This is a genomic window from Kitasatospora sp. NPDC002040 (assembly GCF_040296785.1).
Lineage (GTDB): Bacteria > Actinomycetota > Actinomycetes > Streptomycetales > Streptomycetaceae > Kitasatospora.
Genome location: NZ_JBEOXV010000001.1, coordinates 586966 through 605379 on the forward strand (window position 1 = coordinate 586966; position 18414 = coordinate 605379).

The window sequence follows — 18414 nt, forward strand, 5'->3', positions numbered from 1 at the left end:
AGCCATGGCCGGCAACAGCGCTCGCAGGAACCGACGCAACCCCGGATCGAAGAAGGGCGCGGCAGTCGGCACCGGCGGGCACAGCCGGAAGGCGCTCCAGGGCAAGGGCCCGACCCCGCCCGCCTCGGCCCGCAAGGGTCACGTGAAGCAGCGGCAGGCCAATGCGGCCGTCAAGCGCGAGATGGACGCCAAGTCGCGGGCCGGCATGCGCCGGGCCGGCGCCGGCGGCCGTGGCGGTCGCGGCGGCTCGGGCTCGGCCGAGCTGGTCTTCGGCCGCAACTCGGTGGTCGAGGCGCTGCGCGGCGGGGTGCCCGCCACCGCGCTGTACGTGCTCCAGTTCATCGACACCGACGACCGGGTGCGCGAGGCGCTGCAGGCCGCCACCGAGCGCGGTGTGCCGCTGATGGAGGCGCCGCGGGTCCAGCTCGACAACATGACCGGCAACATGAACCACCAGGGCATGGTGCTCCAGGTCCCGCCGTACGAGTACGCGCACCCGGAGGACCTGCTGGCCGACGCGGCCGACAACGGCGAGGACGCGCTGATCATCGCGCTGGACGGGGTCACCGACTCCCGCAACCTCGGTGCCGTGGTCCGTTCCGCCGCCGCCTTCGGGGCACACGGCGTGGTGATCCCGGAGCGCCGGGCCGCCGGCATGACCGCCGGGGCGTGGAAGACCTCCTCGGGCGCCGCGGCGCGTCTGCCCGTGGCGCGCGCCACCAACATGACCCGCGCGCTGGAGGCATACCAGAAGGCCGGTCTGCTCGTGGTCGGCCTGGCGGCCGACGGCGAGGCGGAGATCGGCGACCTGGGGGCGCTCAGCGGCCCGGTCGTGATCGTGGCCGGCAGCGAGGGCAAGGGCCTCTCCCGGCTGGTCTCGGAGACCTGTGACATCCGGGTGCGGATTCCGATGCCCGGCGCGACCGAGTCGCTGAACGCCGGTGTCGCGGCCGGCATCGTGCTCTACGAGGCCGCGCGGCTGCGGGCCAAGGGCGTCTGAGCCGGCCCGGCCCGCGTCGGTCGGGCACGTCGGGTGGGTCCGCCGTCCGGGTGACGGCTGACGCTCATTTGTCGCAGTGATGTCGTGGTGAACCGATCGGGCCTGGTCAGGCCCGATCGGTTTACTCATGATCACTTCAATCGGCGTCAGGAATCCACCCGGGAGAGTGTCCTAACCGGCTGTCACCCGGTTAGACGGGTGTGGACACCAGAACACCTCGGCGCCCTGCCCCGGGCGGCATGGCGGGAATAGATGCCGGCCCCGGCCTCAACACGGTCAAGGTGCCGTCCGACCCGGCACGGCTCAGCAGTACCCAGGCCAGCTTCCGGGTCAGGCTGGCGGCCCCGGTGGCTCCGCTGATCGACGCCCCGGCGGGCGCGGCCTTCGGCGATCCGTACGGAATGGCGGCCTTCACCCCGGCGGGCTTCACCCCCCGCCCGATGGTCACGCCCCAGGTCGTGGTCGGCGGCGCCCAGGTGCCGGCCCTGGCCGGTGCGGCCGGCGCGGTGGTGGCTGGTGCGACCCCGCTCCGCCGCAAGGGTCGGGTCACCGCGGTCACCTGGACCGGTCAGGCCGACCCCGGCGACCTGGCGGCCACCCAGCTGCTGGAGGCCGTCCGCCTCAACACCGTCCCGGCTCCGGCCGGACCGGTCGGCGGTGAGGGCACCGAGCAGCTCCAGGCGTACCGTCAGGCCGCGGCCAGGACGGCGGCCCAGGAGCCGGTGGACAGCTGGGCCCCGGTGGGCGAGCTCCCCGAGGTCTCGGCCACCGGAGTCGACTTCGGCCAGGGCAAGTACCCCGGCCGCAAGGTCGACCTCGGCCTGGTGCTGCTGCCGCTGCGGATCGTGCTCGGCTCGCTCTCGGTCTACGCCGGGTTCAGCAAGCTGTGCGACCCGGTGTACTTCGACGGCGGCGACCGCGGCTCGATGATGCGCTGGCTCGCCTCGCTGCACCCGTGGGGCGTGGCCCAGCCGCTGCTCGACTTCGCGATGGCCCACCCGGTCGGCTCCGGGCTCGCGGTCGCCTTCATCCAGATCGTGGTCGGCGTGCTGTCGATCCTCGGCCTCTGGCAGCGGGCCGCAGCCGGGACGGCGATGGCCCTGTCGGCCGCGCTGCTGTTCACGGTCAGCTGGCGGGCGGTGCCGGTCTACGACACCCCCGACCTGATCTTCCTGGCCGCCTGGAGCCCGCTGCTGATCGCGGGTGCGCCGTTCGGCTCGCTGGACGGGCGGATCGCGCTGGAGGCCTGGCGTCGGTACGGCACCTCGGCACCCGCCGCGCTCCGGCGGCGGATCCTGCGCCGCAGCGGCGTGGTGACGGCGGTGGTGGTCGGGCTGACCCTGCTGCTCGGCTCGATGCTCGGTGCGGCGGTCCGCACCGGCGGCCGTCCCGACCCGACCCCGGCCAAGCCCCCGACCGACTTCGGCTCCCCGATGTGGCCGGGCAACGGCCCCTCCCCGACGCCGGCCCCGACCACTCCCGCGCCGAAGTCGCCCACCCCGACCCCCTCGCCCAGCAAGAGCGGGAGCGCGAAGCCCCGTTCGACCAAGTCGGAGTCCGGTTCTATCGCACCCACCACCCCGGCCAAGGGCACCCCGGCGGGCGGCGCCGGGACCACCGGCGGGACCACGGGTGGTGGCGGTACACCGCCCAAGCCGGCTCCCGCCAGCACGCCGAGCGGGCTGCTCGGCGGGGTGCTCGGCGCCCCGCTGCTCGGCGCCTCGCACTGGCTCGCCCCCGGCGGCCGCCCGGTCGGCCGGGTGGACGCCTAGCCGCCCGGCTCGGCTCCGGTCTCCGGTACCGGGGTACAGGAAAGGAGCGCGGTGGACCGTGGGGGTCCACCGCGCTCCTTGCTGTGCTGTGTGTGGCGCTCCGTCAGGACCGGTCGGCCGCCAGCTCCTTGGCCGCCTCGGTGAGGTCCTTCGCGGTGTCGATCGCGCGCCAGTAGCACCCCTGCGGCAGCTGGTACCCCGCCAGCCGCTTGCTGCGGGCGAGTTGGGGGAAGGTGGTGCGCTCGTGGTCGCCGACGTCCGGCAGCAGCTCCTGGAAGCCGGGGGCGAAGACGTACAGCCCGGCGTTGATCAGGAACGGGGAGGGCGGCGCCTCGATGAAGTCGAGCACGTTGCCGAACTGGTCGGTCTCCACCGCGCCCCAGGGGATCCGCGGCCGGGCCAGCGCGAGCGTCGCGAGGGCGTCGCGCTCGTGGTGGAAGGCGGCCATGTCGCGCAGGCTGAACCTGGTCCAGATGTCGCCGTTGGTGGCGTACCAGGGCTCCTCGGGCCGGGGGAGGGCCTTGGCCGCGTGCTTGAGACCGCCGCCGCGGCCGAGCGGGACGGTCTCCACCACGGTGCTGACGGCGAGCGGCAGGTCGGCGTGGTCGAGCCACTCCTGCAGCACCTCGGCGAGGTGCCCGCAGGAGATCACCACATCGGTCACGCCCTCGGCGGCCAGCCAGGCGAGCTGGTGCCCCACGATGGGCGTCCCGGTACCCGGGATCTCGACCAGCGGCTTGGGCCGGTCGTCGGTGTACGGGCGGAGCCGTGAACCCTGGCCGCCCGCCAGGATGACGGCCTGCGTCACGGCGGGGGAGTGCGGGTGCGGGGCGGTGGAGTCAGCGGTCATGGCAGCACTCTAGGGCTGCCCCTGCGCGCGGACCTACCGGCCGGGCTGCTTCGCGGGCAGGTCCGCGCACAGGCCGACCTGCCGGGCTGCTTCGCGGGTGGGCCGACCTACTGGCCGACCACGCCTGCGGCGAAGGCTCCGTCGCAGACCGGCCGGGCGAAGGAGCGGGCCCGCTGCGCGTCGCCCTGGTACTTGCGCACGGCGGCCTTGCCGAGGTCGGCGGCCAGCGTGCTGCAGTACGGGGTGAGCGCGGGCTTCTCCCGCATGGTGCGCTCCAGCAGGTCGAGCGCGGTACCCGGGTTGTGGGTCCGCAGCTCGTCCATCAGGTCGACCCGGAGGGCGTCCTGCGGAGCCATGCCCTGCGTGTTGGTGGCGGTCGCGGTGCGGCCGATGGTGCCGTCACCGCTGGAGGCGGCCACCACCTGCTGGTCGAGTCCGGTCGGTGGCGCCCAGGGGACGCGGGTGACGGCGAGCGTGCCGGTGGTCACCAGGATCACGGGCAGGGTCAGGGCAACGGTCTGGCCGATGCGGCGCACGAGCTGCTTCACGGTCAGGAGCGTAGCGGTGCGTGGGGCCCAGGTCGCCCTCCGTTACCCCAATGAGTGACGCGTGTCCCGGTTCGTCCTGTCGCCGGGTTGACGCACGGCGCACGGACGACCGAGCCCCCGACCGGTGGTTCTCCGGTCGGGGGCTCGGGATGTCGACAAGTCGTCAGGCGCCGCCGCGCCCGCCGACGGGTCGTCAGGCGCTCAGGCGGGCACCGCTGGTGGTGTTGAAGACGTGGGTCTCGCCGCCGGTCGGGACCACGTGGATAGTCTCGCCCTTCTGCGGGATCTGACGGCCGTGCACGCGCACGACGATGTCCTTGTCGTCGCCACCGATCTTGGTGGTGCCGTAGACGAAGCCGTCCGCGCCGAGCTCCTCGACCACGTTCACGGTCACCGCGACGCCCTCGATGCCGCCCGCGGGGACGATCTCGAAGTGCTCCGGGCGGATGCCGACGGTCACGCTCTTGTCGGTGCCGGCGCCGGCCAGCTCGTCACGCGAGATGTTGATGACCGAGCCGCCGAACTTCACGCCGCCGTCGACCAGCGGGACGTCCACCAGGTTCATCGCGGGCGAGCCGATGAAGCCGGCCACGAAGAGGTTGGCCGGGCGGTCGTACATGTTGCGCGGGCTGTCGACCTGCTGCAGCAGACCGTCCTTGAGCACCGCGACGCGGTCGCCCATGGTCATGGCCTCGACCTGGTCGTGGGTCACGTAGACGGTGGTGATGCCCAGGCGGCGCTGGAGCGACGCGATCTGGGTACGGGTCGAGACGCGGAGCTTGGCGTCCAGGTTCGAGAGCGGCTCGTCCATCAGGAAGACCTGCGGCTCACGGACGATCGCGCGGCCCATCGCGACACGCTGGCGCTGGCCACCGGAGAGCGCCTTCGGCTTGCGGTCCAGGTAGTCAGTGAGGTCGAGGATCTTCGCGGCCTCTTCGACCTTGGTGCGGATCTCGGCCTTGTTCACGCCGGCGATCTTGAGCGCGAAGCCCATGTTGTCCGCGACGGTCATGTGCGGGTACAGCGCGTAGTTCTGGAACACCATCGCGATGTCCCGGTCCTTCGGCGGCAGGTGGGTGACGTCGCGGTCGCCGATGCGGATCGCACCGCCGTTGACGTCCTCGAGACCCGCGAGCATCCGGAGGCTGGTGGACTTGCCACAGCCGGAGGGGCCGACCAGGACCAGGAACTCGCCGTCCTCGACGTGCAGCTCGAGGGCGTCGACGGCGGGCTTGGTGCCGCCGGGGTACAGCCGGGTCGCCTTGTCGAACGTGACAGAAGCCATGGTTCTTACACTCCTTCACCGGCAGGAACGTGCCGGACGATCCGAGTAAAGGTTGGATTGTCGCCGCCGTCCCGGGCAGTGGTCTGAACCACCACCGCGACGACTCCTCGCGACGCTACCCGCCGGGTGATCGGATTGTCAGCCCTCCGGGCGGCCGATTTCGGCATCAGTCCGGTCACGACCCGCTCCCGGCCCCCCGATAACCCTCCCCACCAGCCCACCCCCGCCCGGTACACTGCCCACTGGTGCCGCCGTGGCCTCGCTGCGGGCGGTCACCGCGCCTCCTTAGCTCAGTTGGCCAGAGCACCGCTCTTGTAAAGCGGGGGTCGTCGGTTCGAACCCGACAGGGGGCTCCGCATTCGTAGCGTCGCGAGACGCATACAGGGCCAGCTCGCCGGTGTGATCCCGGGGAGTCGGCCCTGCGTCGGTTTCCGGGGTGTCGACTACAAGGGCTTGATCACTCGGCGAGGATTCTCGATGAGCAGGCTGTACTTGTGGGTGCGGTACACCTGGGTCGGGTCGGGGTCTTCCGTTTCCAGGGCCAGGAGCCAGCTGGGGAGTTGGGAGAAGTCGGTGAACTTGAGGACAAGTACGGACCCCGACTTGCCCCGCTCGCGGCCCGTGACCTTGACCCACTGGAGCTCTCCCAGGCGATGAAAGACCGCGCGCCGAGGCTCCGCGATCTCGACGGGGCCGGATCGGTTCTTGTGGACGCCCCGGATCGCGCCCGCCCCGTCCGCAATCGGGGCAGTTGTTTCTATGTTCAACGGTCGCTCCTCTGCTGATGCCGGGTGATGCAGTCAGTCTGCGATGCCGCGGAGGGCGGGGTCGTGGGCAAGGTCGGCGAGGAGGGCGTCGAGCTTGGTGCGGTCGACTGAGGACATCAGGAAGACGTGGACGTAGCTGCGGCGGGTGGATTCGTCGCCGGGGGTGGTGAGGACGTCCTGGGAGGACAGGGACCACTTCGTGACCAGGTCGGGGCTGGGTTTGCGGAAGCGGACGGTGATGGCGCCCGGGGTGCGGGCGGGCCAGAGGGTGAGGTTGTGGGAGAGCTCGAGGGCGCGGAGTTGGTGTTCGAGGTAGGCGGCCAGGTGTTGGGCGTGGCGGATGCGGTCGACCTGGTCCTGGTGGGAGTGGCGGGAGAGGTGGTCCCAGAGGATGAGGGGGGAGAAGCCGTTGCGGGAGCCGGCGAAGGTGGTGTCGGGGGCTCCGGTGTAGTCGGGTTGGGACGGCGGGGCGATCTGGTACTTGACCTTGGTCATGTAGATGCCGCAGGGCCAGGGGGCGCCGGGCCACTTGTGGCCGCTCATGGCGATCGAGGAGACCAGGTCGAGGTCGCCGAACTCCCGGGTGGGCAGGGTGAGTCCGAAGTCGAACTCGGGGAGTTCGGTGGCGGGGGTCCAGCCGTGGGCGGGGTCGGCGGCGGCCATCCGGACGAAGGGGGCGTAGCCGGCGCCGAGGGCGCCGTCCACGTGGATCCAGAACCGTCGGCGCAGGTCGGTGCGGGGCTCGCCGGTGTGCGGGTCGCGGCCGTGGGTGACCTGCGCCTGGATCAGGCCGTGCCGCTCGAAGATCGGGAGCAGCCGCTCGCAGACCTGGCGGACGTCGTCGTGGGCGCCCTTGAAGGTGCTGCCGAGGTTGAGGCTGACGAAGATCGGGTGGCCCTTGGCGGCGAAGAACTCGACCAGGGCCGCCAGGGCGTCGACGTCGATCTCGCCGGTGCCGTCCCAGGAGCGGCCGGAGGGGCCGCTGCTGGACGGCACCTCGGCGGGCCAGTCCGGCAGGCCGGGGAGGGGGCACTCGCCGGGGTACTGCTCGGAGCCGACGGCGTGGAAGGTGTCGACGCCCAGGACCCGGACCGCCTTGGCGAACGAGTAGTGGGTGTCCTCGGAGTAGAAGGCCACCGGGCGACGGGCGCCGGGGTGCTCCGGGGCTGGCCCGGAGGTGCCGGTCGGCGGCTGGATCAGCGGTTTGCCGCTCAGGTAGTCCCGGGCGTTCCAGAGCGCGTACATGTTGCCCTCGGTGGAGCCCATGGAGAGCACGTACCCCCAGTAGGACTCGGGGTCGCCCGGGTCGTGCGGGCCCCGGGCGTGCCAGAGGTCGGCGTAGTAGTCGAGCACCGCGCGTTCGACCACCTTGGTGTTCGGCTTGTAGCCGCCGCTCCGGAACGGGTCGCCGAGGTTGTTGATGTTGTGCTGCATGAACCGGCCGAGGTCGAACGCGCCGGCGCCCATCTCCTGGGTGGCCTGGAAGCCGAGCAGGTTCCGGCGCTTCCTGGTCAGGTAGCCGTCCAGCCGGTCGAGGGCGCGCAGCCGCTGGCCGTTGGCCAGACCGCCGGGCGGGAGCGCGAAGTCGGCGGCGTCCGGCTCCTCGGCGGTGCCGGCCACCAGGGGGGCGGCGGGTCCGAGGGGTACGGCCAGGGTGTCGGTTCGGCTCATGGCGCAGCGCTCCTGGTTCGCTGGGTCGGCCGGCTCGGCGAGGGGTGGTGCCGACCCGGTCCGGTCGAGAGCCAGGATGAACTTCACGCCGGGACGGGGGAAGCAGTCTGCAGAAGATTCGGAACAGGCCGGGAAAACCTTGCGGATCGTCGCCGAGGAGGGGGAGTCTGACCCCCGTGCCGAACATTCCCCCAGCCCGGCAGGCGCCCCTCGACGACACCGACCGGGCGATCCTGCGCATCCTCGCCGAGAACGCGCGGATACCGAACAACGCGCTCGCGGACGCGGTGGGCATCGCCGCCTCGACCTGTCTGACCCGGGTCCGGGCGCTGCGCGAGCGCGGGGTGATCCGCGGGTTCCGGGCCGAGATCGCCCCGGCCGCGATCGGTCTGCCGCTGCAGGCGATGATCTCGGTCCGGCTCCGGGCCCACACCCGGGAGCAGAACGAGAGCTTCCGGGCGGCGGCCCCGGACATGCCCGGTGTGGTGACGGTCTTTCACATGGCGGGCTCGGACGACTACTTGCTCCATGTGGTGCTCGCGCACCCGGACGCGCTGCGCGACTTCGTGGTGGACCACCTCACCACCCATCCGGCGGTGGCGCAGACCCGGACCAACCTGATCTTCGAGCAGATCGCCGGCCGTCGGCAGCTCAGCCCCGGCTGACGGTCCGGCTCCGCCCTGCCCGCCCCTCCCGCCCGCCCCCCGGCTTCGGCCGAGGGGCGTTTCTGTTGCTCCGGAGCCGGACCCGACAGTCGAGAGTCGTCTTTTTGCGAAATCCTGTCGACATCTTGTGGTCATCTGTCGAGCAGTGGTTAAGTAGCGGAGCCGCCAGGAGCCGCCAGGCGAGGGCCGCGGCGCCCCCCTCCACCCATGCCTGTAGAAGGGTCAGTCCGCCATGAAGAGAACCGGGCTTGTCCGTAGATCCGTCGGTGTCGCGTTGGCAACCGGGATGGCCATCTCCCTTGCCGCCTGCGGCAGTTCGGGAAGCACGGGCGGAGGTGACGGGTCGACCAAGGGGACCGGCTCGGCGACGCTGGACCCGGGTGCGAAGGTCACCATCAGCGTGGACTGCCAGCCGCCGGTGACCAAGGCGGCCGAGCGCAAGCAGTGGGACGAGGACATCGCGGCGTTCGGCAAGCTGTACCCGAACGTGACGATCAAGAGCAAGGACGCCTCGCCCTGCGAGGAGCCCGCCCCGTTCACCGCCCAGCTCAAGGGCAAGACGCAGACCGACGTCTTCTACACCTACTTCACCGACCTGAACCAGGTGCTGGACGCCGACGGCGCCGAGGACATCAGCGCGTACGTCAACGAGAGCACCGTCCCGGCGCTGAAGGACATCGACCCGTCGGTGCTCGCCACGCTCAAGGACGGCGGCAAGCTGTACGGCCTGCCCACCTCGAACTACAAGATGGGCCTGCTCTACAACCGCAAGCTGTTCAAGCAGGCCGGGCTCGACCCGGAGAAGCCGCCGGCCACCTGGGCGGAGATCCGGGAGGCGGCGAAGAAGATCGCGGCGCTCGGCAACGGGGTCAACGGGTACGGGGACTACAGCGCCACCAACCAGGGCGGCTGGCACTACACCGCCGAGCTGTACGGCCTCGGCGGCAAGATGGTCAGCGACGACGGCAAGAAGGCCGCGTTCAACACCCCCGAGGGCAAGCAGGTCCTGCAGAACCTGTACGACATGCGCTGGACCGACAACACCATGGGCGCGGCGCAGAGCCTCAAGTGGCCCGACCTGATGACGCAGATGGCGTCGGACAAGCTCGGCATGTACGTCGGCGCCCCGGACGACATCACCTACATGGTGCAGACGCTCAAGGGCGACTACGAGGCGTACGGCATGGGCCCGATGCCCGGGGCCAAGGCGGCGCTGCTCGGCGGCAACGACTACATGTTCAAGAAGGGGTCCAGCCCGGACCAGATCAAGGCGGGCATCGCCTGGATCAACTTCAAGTTCCTGAGCCTGGGCAAGGGCCAGTTCAACTACGCCCGGACCAAGACCGACGGCCTGCCGGTCGGCCTGCCGCAGCCGTTCTTCTTCACCGGCGCCAGCCTGGAGGCGGACAACAAGGCGAAGGCGGCCAGCGCCACCGTCCCGGTGCAGAACTACGCGCCGTACCTGGCCGTCCCGGTGCCCGGCCTGACCGAGCCGGCCCACGCGCAGCAGATCTACAAGGTGCTCGACAACCCGGTCTCGGCCGTGCTGACGGACAAGAACGCCGACATCAGCAAGCTGCTGACCGAGGCGGAGACCCAGGTCAACCAGGTCCTGGCCAGCCTCCAGTAGTGGTCCCCAGGGGGCTGGCCGTCAGAGCCGGCCCCCTGCCGGGGGAGTACCGACGATCCAGCGGGAGAGCGAAGCAATGGCAGCGATCAGTGTCGCCGGGAAGGCGGCCAGACCCACCACCCACGAAGGCCGGCTGTGGCGCCAGGTCCGGCAGAACCTCACCGCGCACGGATTCCTGATCGGCGCCCTGCTCTGCTTCGCCTTCTTCACCTGGTACCCGATGGTCCGCGAAGTGGTGATGAGCTTCCAGAAGACCAAGCGGGGCAGAACCAGCTGGGTCGGCCTGGACAACATCGACCAGCTGCTCCAGGACCCGGCGTTCTGGCAGGCCTGGCGGAACACTCTGCTGTTCACGCTGCTGGCGCTGGTGCTCGGCTTCGCGGTGCCGTTCTTCGTGGCGGTCCTGCTGAACGAGCTCCGGCACGCCAAGTCCTACCTGCGGGTGCTGGTCTACCTGCCGGTGATGATGCCGCCGGTGGCCTCGGTGCTGCTGTTCAAGTACTTCTACGACCCGGACTTCGGGCTGTTCAACAGCATCCTGCACAGCCTGCACCTGCCGACCTCGGCCTGGCTCAACTCCCCTGACACCGCGATGATCTCGGTGGTGATCGCCTCCACCTGGATGAACATGGGCGGCGCCACCCTGATCTACCTGGCCGCGCTCCAGGGCATCCCCGGCGAGCTGTACGAGGCGGCCGAGCTGGACGGGGCCGGCCTGTGGCGCCGGGTCTGGCACGTCACCATCCCGCAGACCCGGCTGATCCTCTCGCTGCTCCTGCTGCTCCAGGTCGTGGCCACCATGCAGGTGTTCGTCGAACCCTTCCTGCTGACCGGCGGAAACGGGCCGCAGGGGTCCACCACCACGGTGGTCTACCTGGTCTACCAGTACGCCTTCAACTTCAACAACTACGGCGCCGCCTCGGCGCTCGGCCTGATCATGCTGCTCGTACTGGCCGGCTTCTCCGCCCTGTACGTGCGGCTGTCCCGAAAGGCCGACTGAACCATGGGAGCCCCGGTGGACGAGCCGCTGACCCGGACGCTGATATCGCAGACCCAACTCAACCGTCCGCTCGGCAGGTTGCTGTACCGGACCGTGCTGGTGCTGACCGTCGTCGGCTTCACCGTGGTGTTCCTCGGGCCGCTGTACTGGCTGGTGACCGGTGGACTGAAGTCCACCGCCGAGGTGATCCAGAACCCGCCGACGCTGTTCCCGGCCGAGCTGCACCCCGACACCTACGCCACCGCCTGGCGCCAACTCGGCATGGGGCGGCTGCTGTTCAACACCCTGTACTACGCCTTCGGGGCGCTCGCGTTCCAGCTGGTGTTCGACGTGGCGGCGGCGTACGCGCTGTCCAAGCTGCGGCCGGTGCTGGGGAACCTGATCCTCGGCATGATGCTGGCCACCCTGATGATCCCGGCGGCGGTGCTGATCGTGCCGCAGTACCTGACCGTGCTCGACCTGCCGCTGCTGCACCTCAACCTGATCAACACGCCGTGGGCGATCTGGCTGCCGACCGTGGCCAACGCCTTCAACATCTTCCTGCTGAAGCGGTTCTTCGACTCCATCCCGGAGGACCTGATGGCGGCGGCGGCGATCGACGGGGCCACCCCGCTCCGGGCCCTGTGGTCGATCGTGCTGCCGATGTCGCGGCCGATCATCGGGGTGATCTCGATCTTCGCGGTGGTCAACGTCTGGAAGGACTTCCTCTGGCCGATGCTGGTCCAGCCGGACCCGGCCAACCAGACGCTCAACATCGGCATCAAGTCGCTGTCGATGGGCGTGCCGCAGAACGTGATCATCGCGGCGCTGGCGATCGCCTCGGTGCCGACCATCCTCTTCTTCCTGATCTTCCAACGCAACATCATGTCCGGGCTCACCTCCGGCGGCCTGAAGGGCTGAGGCCCGCAGGGCCGGCCGGGGCCGAGAACGGGCGCCGACCCGAAAGGACCTCCCACCGTGGGACAGCAATCCCGGCTCCCGTCCGAGCACCCGGACTGGTGGCGCGACGCCGCGATCTACCAGGTGTACCCGCGCAGCTTCGCCGACGGCGACGGTGACGGCACCGGAGACCTGGCCGGGGTCCGCTCCCGACTGCCGTACCTGGCCGAACTCGGCATCGACGCGGTCTGGTTCAACCCCTGGTACCCCTCGCCGATGGCCGACGGCGGCTACGACGTGGCCGACTACCGCGGCGTCGACCCGCTGTTCGGCACCCTGGCCGACGCCGAGCTGCTGATCGCCGAGGCGCTCGAACTGGGCATCCGCACCGTGGTGGACATCGTCCCCAACCACGTGTCCGACCAGCACCCGTGGTTCCAGGCCGCGTTGGCGGCCGAGCCGGGCAGCCCGGAGCGGGACCTGTTCCACTTCCGGCCCGGCCGGGGGGAAGCCGGCGAGCTCCCGCCGAACGACTGGGTGTCCGAGTTCGGCGGCTGCCCGTGGACCAGGGCGGCCGACGGCCAGTGGTACCTGCACCTGTTCGCCACCCAGCAGCCCGACCTGAACTGGGCGCACCCGCTGGTGCGTTCGGAGCACGAGGAGATCCTCCGGTTCTGGTTCGACCGGGGTGCGGCCGGGGTCCGGATCGACTCCGCCGCCCTGCTCGCCAAGGACCCGGCCCTGCCGGACTTCGTCAAGGGCCGCGACCCGCACCCGTTCACCGACCGGGAGGAGCTGCACGGCATCTACCGCTCCTGGCGGGCGATCGCCAACGAGTACCCGGGTGAGCGGATCCTGATCGGCGAGGTCTGGCTGCCGGACGCCGAACGGTTCGCCCGCTACCTGCGCCCGGACGAACTGCACACCGCGTTCAACTTCGACTTCCTGGCCCGCCCCTGGGAGGGCCGCAGCCTGCGGGAGTCGATCGACGGCACCATCGCCCTGCACGCCCCGGTCGGGGCACCGGCCACCTGGGTGCTCTGCAACCACGACGTGACCCGGACGGTGACCAGGTACGGCCGCCGGGACACCCGGTTCGACTTCGCCACCAAGGCCTTCGGCACCCCGACCGACCTGGCGCTCGGCCGCCGCCGGGCCCGGGCGGCGGCGCTGCTCTCGCTCGCCCTCCCAGGTGCGGTCTACCTGTACCAGGGCGAGGAGTTGGGCCTGCCGGAGGTCGAGGACCTGCCGCTGGACCGCCTCCAGGACCCGATGCACCTGCGCTCCGGCGGCACCGACCCCGGCCGCGACGGCTGCCGGGTGCCGCTCCCCTGGTCGGGCGACCGACCCCCGTACGGGTTCAGCCAGGCTCCGGCCGAGCCCTGGCTCCCGCAGCCGGCCGACTGGGCCGACCTCACGGTCGAGGCCCAGTCGGCGCGGGCTGACTCGATGCTCACCCTGTACCGCACCGCGCTCCGGCTGCGCCGCTCCGAAGCGGCGCTGCACGGCGACAAGTTCGAGTGGCTGACCAGTACGGAGCAGGTGCTCGCGTTCCGGCGCGGCCCCGGCTTCGTCTGCGTGGTCAACCTCGGGGCGGAGCCCGTGCTGCTCCCCCCGCACGACTCCGTCCTGCTGGCCAGCGGCCCGATCGCCGACGACCGGCTCCTCCCCGCCGACACGGCGGTCTGGCTGCTCAGCTAGACGGCGCACCGCAGCACCGCAGCACCGCAGCACCGAAGGCACCGCAAGCGCACCGCAGCGTCCCGGCGCGGAACACCCTCCGTCCGGCCCGCCAGGGCCGGGCGCCGCTCCGCCCCGTCGCTTCCCCCGGAGACCCGGATGGCCCGGTCGCCACCACCTCGCAAGGTTCCCAACTCCTCACCCCCACCCCTTCGTTCGGACGAGACGAGACAGAGGAAACCGTGAGAACCCGAGCACCGATCCCCCGACTGGTGGCCACCGCAGCCACCATCAGCCTGCTCGCGCTGGCAGGCCCGATGCTGCCCGGCACCGTCGCTTCGGCGGCCGGTGGCCCCAACCTGGCAGCCGGAAAGGCCGTCGCGGCCAGCAGCTCCAACGGCGGCCAGGCCGTGGCCAACATCAACGACGGCAACCAGTCCACCTACTGGGAGAGCAGCAACGGCAGCCTCCCGCAGTGGGTCCAGGTCGACCTGGGCGCCGCCGCCAGCGTGGACGAGGTGGTGCTGAAGCTCCCCGCCGCCTGGGGCAGCCGGACCGAGACGCTGGCCGTCCAGGGCAGTGCCGACGGCACCAGCTTCACCACCCTGACCAACTCGGCCGGCTACAGCTTCGACCCGGGCGCCGGCAACACCGTGAAGATCGGCTTCCCGGCCGCCACCACCCGGTTCGTCCGGCTGGCGATCAGCGCCAACACCGGCTGGCCCGCCGCCCAGATCTCCGAGCTGGAGGTGCACGGCGCGACCGGCACCAGCGCCAACCTGGCCCAGGGCCGCACCCTGACCGCCAGCAGCTACAGCCAGACCTACACCGCGAACAACGCCAACGACGGCAGCCAGTCCAGTTACTGGGAGAGCTCCAACAACGCGCTGCCGCAGTGGATCCAGCTCGACCTGGGCTCCTCGGTCGCGGTGAACAAGCTGGTGCTCAAGCTGCCGGCCGGCTGGGAGAAGCGCACCCAGACGCTCTCGGTCCAGGGCAGTGCCAACGGGACCGGCTTCACCGATCTGGCCGCCTCCACCGGCTACGTCTTCGACCCCGCCGCCGGCAACGCGGTGACGGTCGACTTCGGCACCACGACCACCCGGTACATCCGGCTGAACATCACCGCCAACACCGCCTGGCCGGCCGGCCAGCTGGCCGAGCTGGAGGCGTACGGCCCGACCACCGGGGACACCCAGGCGCCGTCCGCGCCCGCCAACCTGGCGTACACCCAGCCGAGTTCGGGTCAGATCAAGCTGACCTGGGGTGCGGCGACCGACAACACCGGGGTGACGGGCTACGACGTGTTCGCCAACGGTGAGCTGCTGACCAGCGTCGCGGGCAACGTGCTGACGTACACCGACAGCCGCCCGGACAGCGCCACCGTCTCCTACTTCGTCCGGGCCAAGGACGCGGCCGGCAACCAGTCCGGGAACAGCAACACCGTCACCCGCACCGGCGCCACCGGGGACACCCAGGCTCCGTCCGCTCCGGCCAACCTGGCGTACACCCAGCCGAGTTCGGGTCAGATCAAGCTGACCTGGGGTGCGGCGACCGACAACACCGGGGTGACGGGCTACGACGTGTACGCCAACGGCGCGCTGCGCGGCACGGTCGCGGGCAATGTGCTGACGTACACCGACAGCCAGCCGGACAGCGCCACGGTCTCGTACTACGTCAAGGCCAAGGACGCGGCCGGGAACCAGTCCGCGAGCAGCAACACCGTGCTGCGCAGCGGGACCACCGGCGGCACCAACCTGGCGGCGGGCAAGGCGATCACCGCCTCGTCCAGCATCTTCACCTTCGTGGCCGCCAACGCCAACGACAACGACCTGGCCACGTACTGGGAGGGGAACTCCAACAGCTACCCCAACAACCTGACGGTGGCCCTCGGTTCGAACGCGGCCGTCGACTCGGTCGTGGTCAAGCTCAACCCGGCGGCGGCGTGGGGCGCCCGCACCCAGACCATCGAGGTGCTCGGCCGGGACCAGAGCGCCAGCAGCGTGAGCAGCCTGGTGGCCGCGAAGAGCTACTCCTTCGACCCGGCCTCCGGCAACACGGTGACCATCCCGGTCGGCGCCAACGCGGCCGACGTGCAGCTCCGGATCACCGCCAACTCCGGCTCCGGCGGCGGCCAGGTGGCCGAGTTCCAGGTGATCGGCACCCCGGCGCCGAACCCCGACCTCACCGTCACCGGCACCACCGCCAGCCCGGCCAACCCGGTCGAGACCGACGCCGTCACGCTGGCCGCGACGGTCAAGAACGTCGGCACGCTGGCCTCCGCCGCCACCGCCGTCGACCTGTACCTCGGGTCGACCAAGGTCGGCACCGCCCAGGTCGGCGCGCTGGCCGCCGGTGCCTCCGGCACCGTCTCGGTCAACGCCGGGGTGCAGAACGCCGGCAGCTACCAGGTGACCGCCAAGGTCGACCCGGCGAACACCGTGATCGAGCGGGACGAGACCAACAACAGCTTCACCGCCCCGGCCGCCCTGGTGGTCAGCCAGGTCGCCAGCTCGGACCTGCTGGCCTCGCCGGTCAGCTGGTCGCCGGGCAACCCGGCCGCCGGCAACGCCGTCAACTTCTCGGTGGCGCTGAAGAACCAGGGCACGGTGGCCTCGGCCGCCGGTGCGCACGGCATCACCCTGACCGTGGCCGACCAGAGCGGCGCGGTGGTCAAGACGCTGACCGGCTCCTACTCCGGCGCGATCGCGGCCGGCGCCACCAGCGCCCCGGTCAGCCTGGGCAGTTGGACGGCGGGCAACGGCAAGTACACCGTGAAGACGGTGATCGCCAACGACGCCAACGAGCTGCCGGTCAAGCAGGCCAACAACACCAGCACCCAGTCGCTGTTCGTCGGCCGCGGCGCCAACATGCCGTACGACACCTACGAGGCCGAGGACGGCGTACTGGCCGGCGGAGCCGCGCTGGTCGGCCCGAACCGGACCGTCGGCGACCTGGCCGGCGAGGCCTCGGGCCGCCGGGCGGTGACGCTCAACTCCACCGGTGCCTCGGTCGAGTTCACCACCAAGGCGCCGACCAACACCCTGGTCACCCGGTTCTCCATCCCGGACGCGGCGGGCGGTGACGGCATCGACTCGACGCTCAGCGTCTACGTCAACGGGACCTTCCTGAAGACCATCGACCTGACCTCCAAGTACGCCTGGCTGTACGGCAGCGAGACCGGCCCGGGCAACTCCCCGGGTGCGGGCGGACCGCGGCACATCTACGACGAGGCGAACGTGCTGCTCGGCACCACCGTCCCGGCGGGCAGCAGGATCAAGCTGCAGAAGGACGCGGGCAACACCTCGCAGTACGCGATCGACTTCGTCAGCCTGGAGCAGGCCACCGCCACCCCGAACCCGGACCCGGCGCGGTACGCGGTGCCGGCCGGGTTCACCCACCAGGACGTGCAGAACGCCCTGGACAAGGTCCGGATGGACAGCACCGGCACCCTGGTCGGCGTCTACCTGCCGACCGGCGACTACCAGACCGCGAGCAAGTTCCAGGTCTACGGCAAGCCGGTCAAGGTGATCGGCGCGGGCCCCTGGTTCACCAGGTTCCACGCTCCCAGCACCCAGTCCAACACCGACGTCGGCTTCCGGGCCGAGGCCACCACCAACGGCTCGACCTTCGCGGGCTTCGCCTACTTCGGCAACTACACCTCGCGGATCGACGGCCCGGGCAAGGTCTTCGACTTCTCCAACGTCGCCAACACGGTGATCGACAACATCTGGGTCGAGCACATGGTCTGCATGTACTGGGGTGCCAACACCGACTCCATGACCATCAAGAACTCCCGGATCCGCGACACCTTCGCCGACGGCATCAACATGACCAACGGCAGCACCGACAACCTGATCAGCAACAACGAGGCCCGGGCCACCGGTGACGACTCCTTCGCGCTCTTCTCCGCCATCGACTCCGGCGGCGCGGACGAGAAGAACAACGTCTTCGAGAACCTGACCTCGATCCTCACCTGGCGGGCGGCCGGCGTGGCGGTGTACGGCGGGTACGCCAACACCTTCCGCAACATCCACATCGCCGACACCCTGGTCTACTCGGGCATCACCATCAGCTCGCTGGACTTCGGCTACCCGATGAACGGCTTCGGGACCGATCCGACCAACCTGCAGAACATCTCCATCGTCCGGGCCGGCGGCCACTTCTGGGGCTCGCAGACCTTCCCGGGGATCTGGGTCTTCTCGGCCTCGAAGGTGTTCCAGGGCATCCGGGTGAACGATGTCGACATCGTCGACCCGACCTACCACGGCATCATGTTCCAGACCAACTACTCGGGCGGCCAGCCCCAGTTCCCGGTCAAGGACACGGTGTTCACCAACGTCTCGATCAGCGGGGCGCAGCGCAGCGGTGACGCCTTCGACGCCAAGTCGGGCTACGGGATCTGGGTCAACGAGGCGGCCGAGGCCGGCCAGGGCCCGGCGGTCGGCAACGCGGTCTTCAACAACCTGCGGATGAGCGGCAACTTCCAGGACATCAAGAACACCACCTCCACCTTCACCCTGACCGTGAACCCGTAATACCCCCTGAAACGGTGCCGCCGGGAGTCCTGACACTCCCGGCGGCACTTCCGGCTGTTCGGCAACTGTCCGGAAAAGGCGGATTGTCGGGAACGCAAGAAAGCGCAAAAAGCTTGCGACAGAAGACGT

At 70.5% G+C, this 18414-nt stretch carries 13 protein-coding genes and 1 tRNA gene; 9 read left to right on the top strand and 5 right to left on the bottom strand.

Going from position 1 to position 18414, the window contains the following annotated elements; genetic code table 11:
- Positions 1–4 precede the first annotated feature (4 nt).
- On the top strand, positions 5–1000 hold the full coding sequence (gene rlmB / locus ABT118_RS02845; RefSeq protein ID WP_350644438.1) for a 23S rRNA (guanosine(2251)-2'-O)-methyltransferase RlmB: 996 nt from the start codon (positions 5–7) through the stop codon (positions 998–1000).
- 239 nt (positions 1001–1239) lie between these two features.
- On the top strand, positions 1240–2772 hold the full coding sequence (locus tag ABT118_RS02850; RefSeq protein WP_350644439.1) for a DoxX family protein: 1533 nt from the start codon (positions 1240–1242) through the stop codon (positions 2770–2772).
- A gap of 103 nt (positions 2773–2875) precedes the next feature.
- Here ABT118_RS02850 and ABT118_RS02855 read toward each other — a convergent pair whose 3' ends face one another.
- From ABT118_RS02855 to ABT118_RS02865, 3 genes are all read right to left on the bottom strand, one after another.
- Positions 2876–3622, bottom strand: a complete 747-nt coding sequence (locus tag ABT118_RS02855; RefSeq protein ID WP_350644441.1) for a nucleotidyltransferase family protein — start codon at positions 3620–3622, stop codon at positions 2876–2878.
- Between the two features lie 107 nt (positions 3623–3729).
- Positions 3730–4170, bottom strand: coding sequence for a hypothetical protein (locus tag ABT118_RS02860; RefSeq protein WP_350644443.1), 441 nt, complete (start codon positions 4168–4170; stop codon positions 3730–3732).
- Between the two features lie 193 nt (positions 4171–4363).
- On the bottom strand, positions 4364–5455 hold the full coding sequence (locus tag ABT118_RS02865; RefSeq protein WP_350644445.1) for an ABC transporter ATP-binding protein: 1092 nt from the start codon (positions 5453–5455) through the stop codon (positions 4364–4366).
- A 279-nt stretch (positions 5456–5734) separates the two neighbouring features.
- Between ABT118_RS02865 and ABT118_RS02870 the strand changes: the two genes are divergently transcribed.
- Positions 5735–5808 (top strand) — tRNA-Thr (locus ABT118_RS02870).
- 90 nt (positions 5809–5898) lie between these two features.
- Here ABT118_RS02870 and ABT118_RS02875 read toward each other — a convergent pair.
- On the bottom strand, positions 5899–6222 hold the full coding sequence (locus ABT118_RS02875; protein ID WP_350644446.1) for a hypothetical protein: 324 nt from the start codon (positions 6220–6222) through the stop codon (positions 5899–5901).
- Positions 6223–6255: 33 nt separating this feature from the next.
- On the bottom strand, positions 6256–7893 hold the full coding sequence (locus ABT118_RS02880; protein WP_350644447.1) for a PLP-dependent aminotransferase family protein: 1638 nt from the start codon (positions 7891–7893) through the stop codon (positions 6256–6258).
- Positions 7894–8069: 176 nt separating this feature from the next.
- On the opposite strand from ABT118_RS02880, the gene ABT118_RS02885 reads away from it, so the two are divergent.
- The 6 genes from ABT118_RS02885 (at position 8070) to ABT118_RS02910 (ending at position 18285) form a co-directional block, all read left to right on the top strand.
- Entirely contained in the window at positions 8070–8558 is a 489-nt protein-coding gene (locus ABT118_RS02885) for an Lrp/AsnC family transcriptional regulator (RefSeq protein WP_350644448.1), read from the top strand.
- 232 nt (positions 8559–8790) lie between these two features.
- Positions 8791–10188, top strand: a complete 1398-nt coding sequence (locus ABT118_RS02890) for an ABC transporter substrate-binding protein (protein ID WP_350644449.1) — start codon at positions 8791–8793, stop codon at positions 10186–10188.
- Between the two features lie 76 nt (positions 10189–10264).
- Positions 10265–11188, top strand: coding sequence for a carbohydrate ABC transporter permease (locus tag ABT118_RS02895; RefSeq protein WP_350644450.1), 924 nt, complete (start codon positions 10265–10267; stop codon positions 11186–11188).
- Between the two features lie 15 nt (positions 11189–11203).
- Entirely contained in the window at positions 11204–12088 is an 885-nt protein-coding gene (locus tag ABT118_RS02900) for a carbohydrate ABC transporter permease (protein WP_350644451.1), read from the top strand.
- Between the two features lie 57 nt (positions 12089–12145).
- Positions 12146–13768, top strand: coding sequence for a glycoside hydrolase family 13 protein (locus ABT118_RS02905; protein WP_350644453.1), 1623 nt, complete (start codon positions 12146–12148; stop codon positions 13766–13768).
- 296 nt (positions 13769–14064) lie between these two features.
- Positions 14065–18285, top strand: a complete 4221-nt coding sequence (locus ABT118_RS02910; protein ID WP_350645090.1) for a discoidin domain-containing protein — start codon at positions 14065–14067, stop codon at positions 18283–18285.
- Positions 18286–18414 lie beyond the last annotated feature (129 nt).

Bases quoted from the DNA above. Each gene is read 5' to 3' on its own strand.
- ABT118_RS02850 (WP_350644439.1), top strand. From the start codon at position 1,240: ATGGCGGGAATAGATGCCGGCCCCGGCCTCAACACGGTCAAGGTGCCG.
- ABT118_RS02855 (WP_350644441.1), bottom strand. From the start codon at position 3,622: ATGACCGCTGACTCCACCGCCCCGCACCCGCACTCCCCCGCCGTGACG.
- rlmB (WP_350644438.1), top strand. From the start codon at position 5: ATGGCCGGCAACAGCGCTCGCAGGAACCGACGCAACCCCGGATCGAAG.
- ABT118_RS02865 (WP_350644445.1), bottom strand. From the start codon at position 5,455: ATGGCTTCTGTCACGTTCGACAAGGCGACCCGGCTGTACCCCGGCGGC.
- ABT118_RS02895 (WP_350644450.1), top strand. From the start codon at position 10,265: ATGGCAGCGATCAGTGTCGCCGGGAAGGCGGCCAGACCCACCACCCAC.
- ABT118_RS02880 (WP_350644447.1), bottom strand. From the start codon at position 7,893: ATGAGCCGAACCGACACCCTGGCCGTACCCCTCGGACCCGCCGCCCCC.
- ABT118_RS02910 (WP_350645090.1), top strand. From the start codon at position 14,065: ATGCTGCCCGGCACCGTCGCTTCGGCGGCCGGTGGCCCCAACCTGGCA.
- ABT118_RS02890 (WP_350644449.1), top strand. From the start codon at position 8,791: ATGAAGAGAACCGGGCTTGTCCGTAGATCCGTCGGTGTCGCGTTGGCA.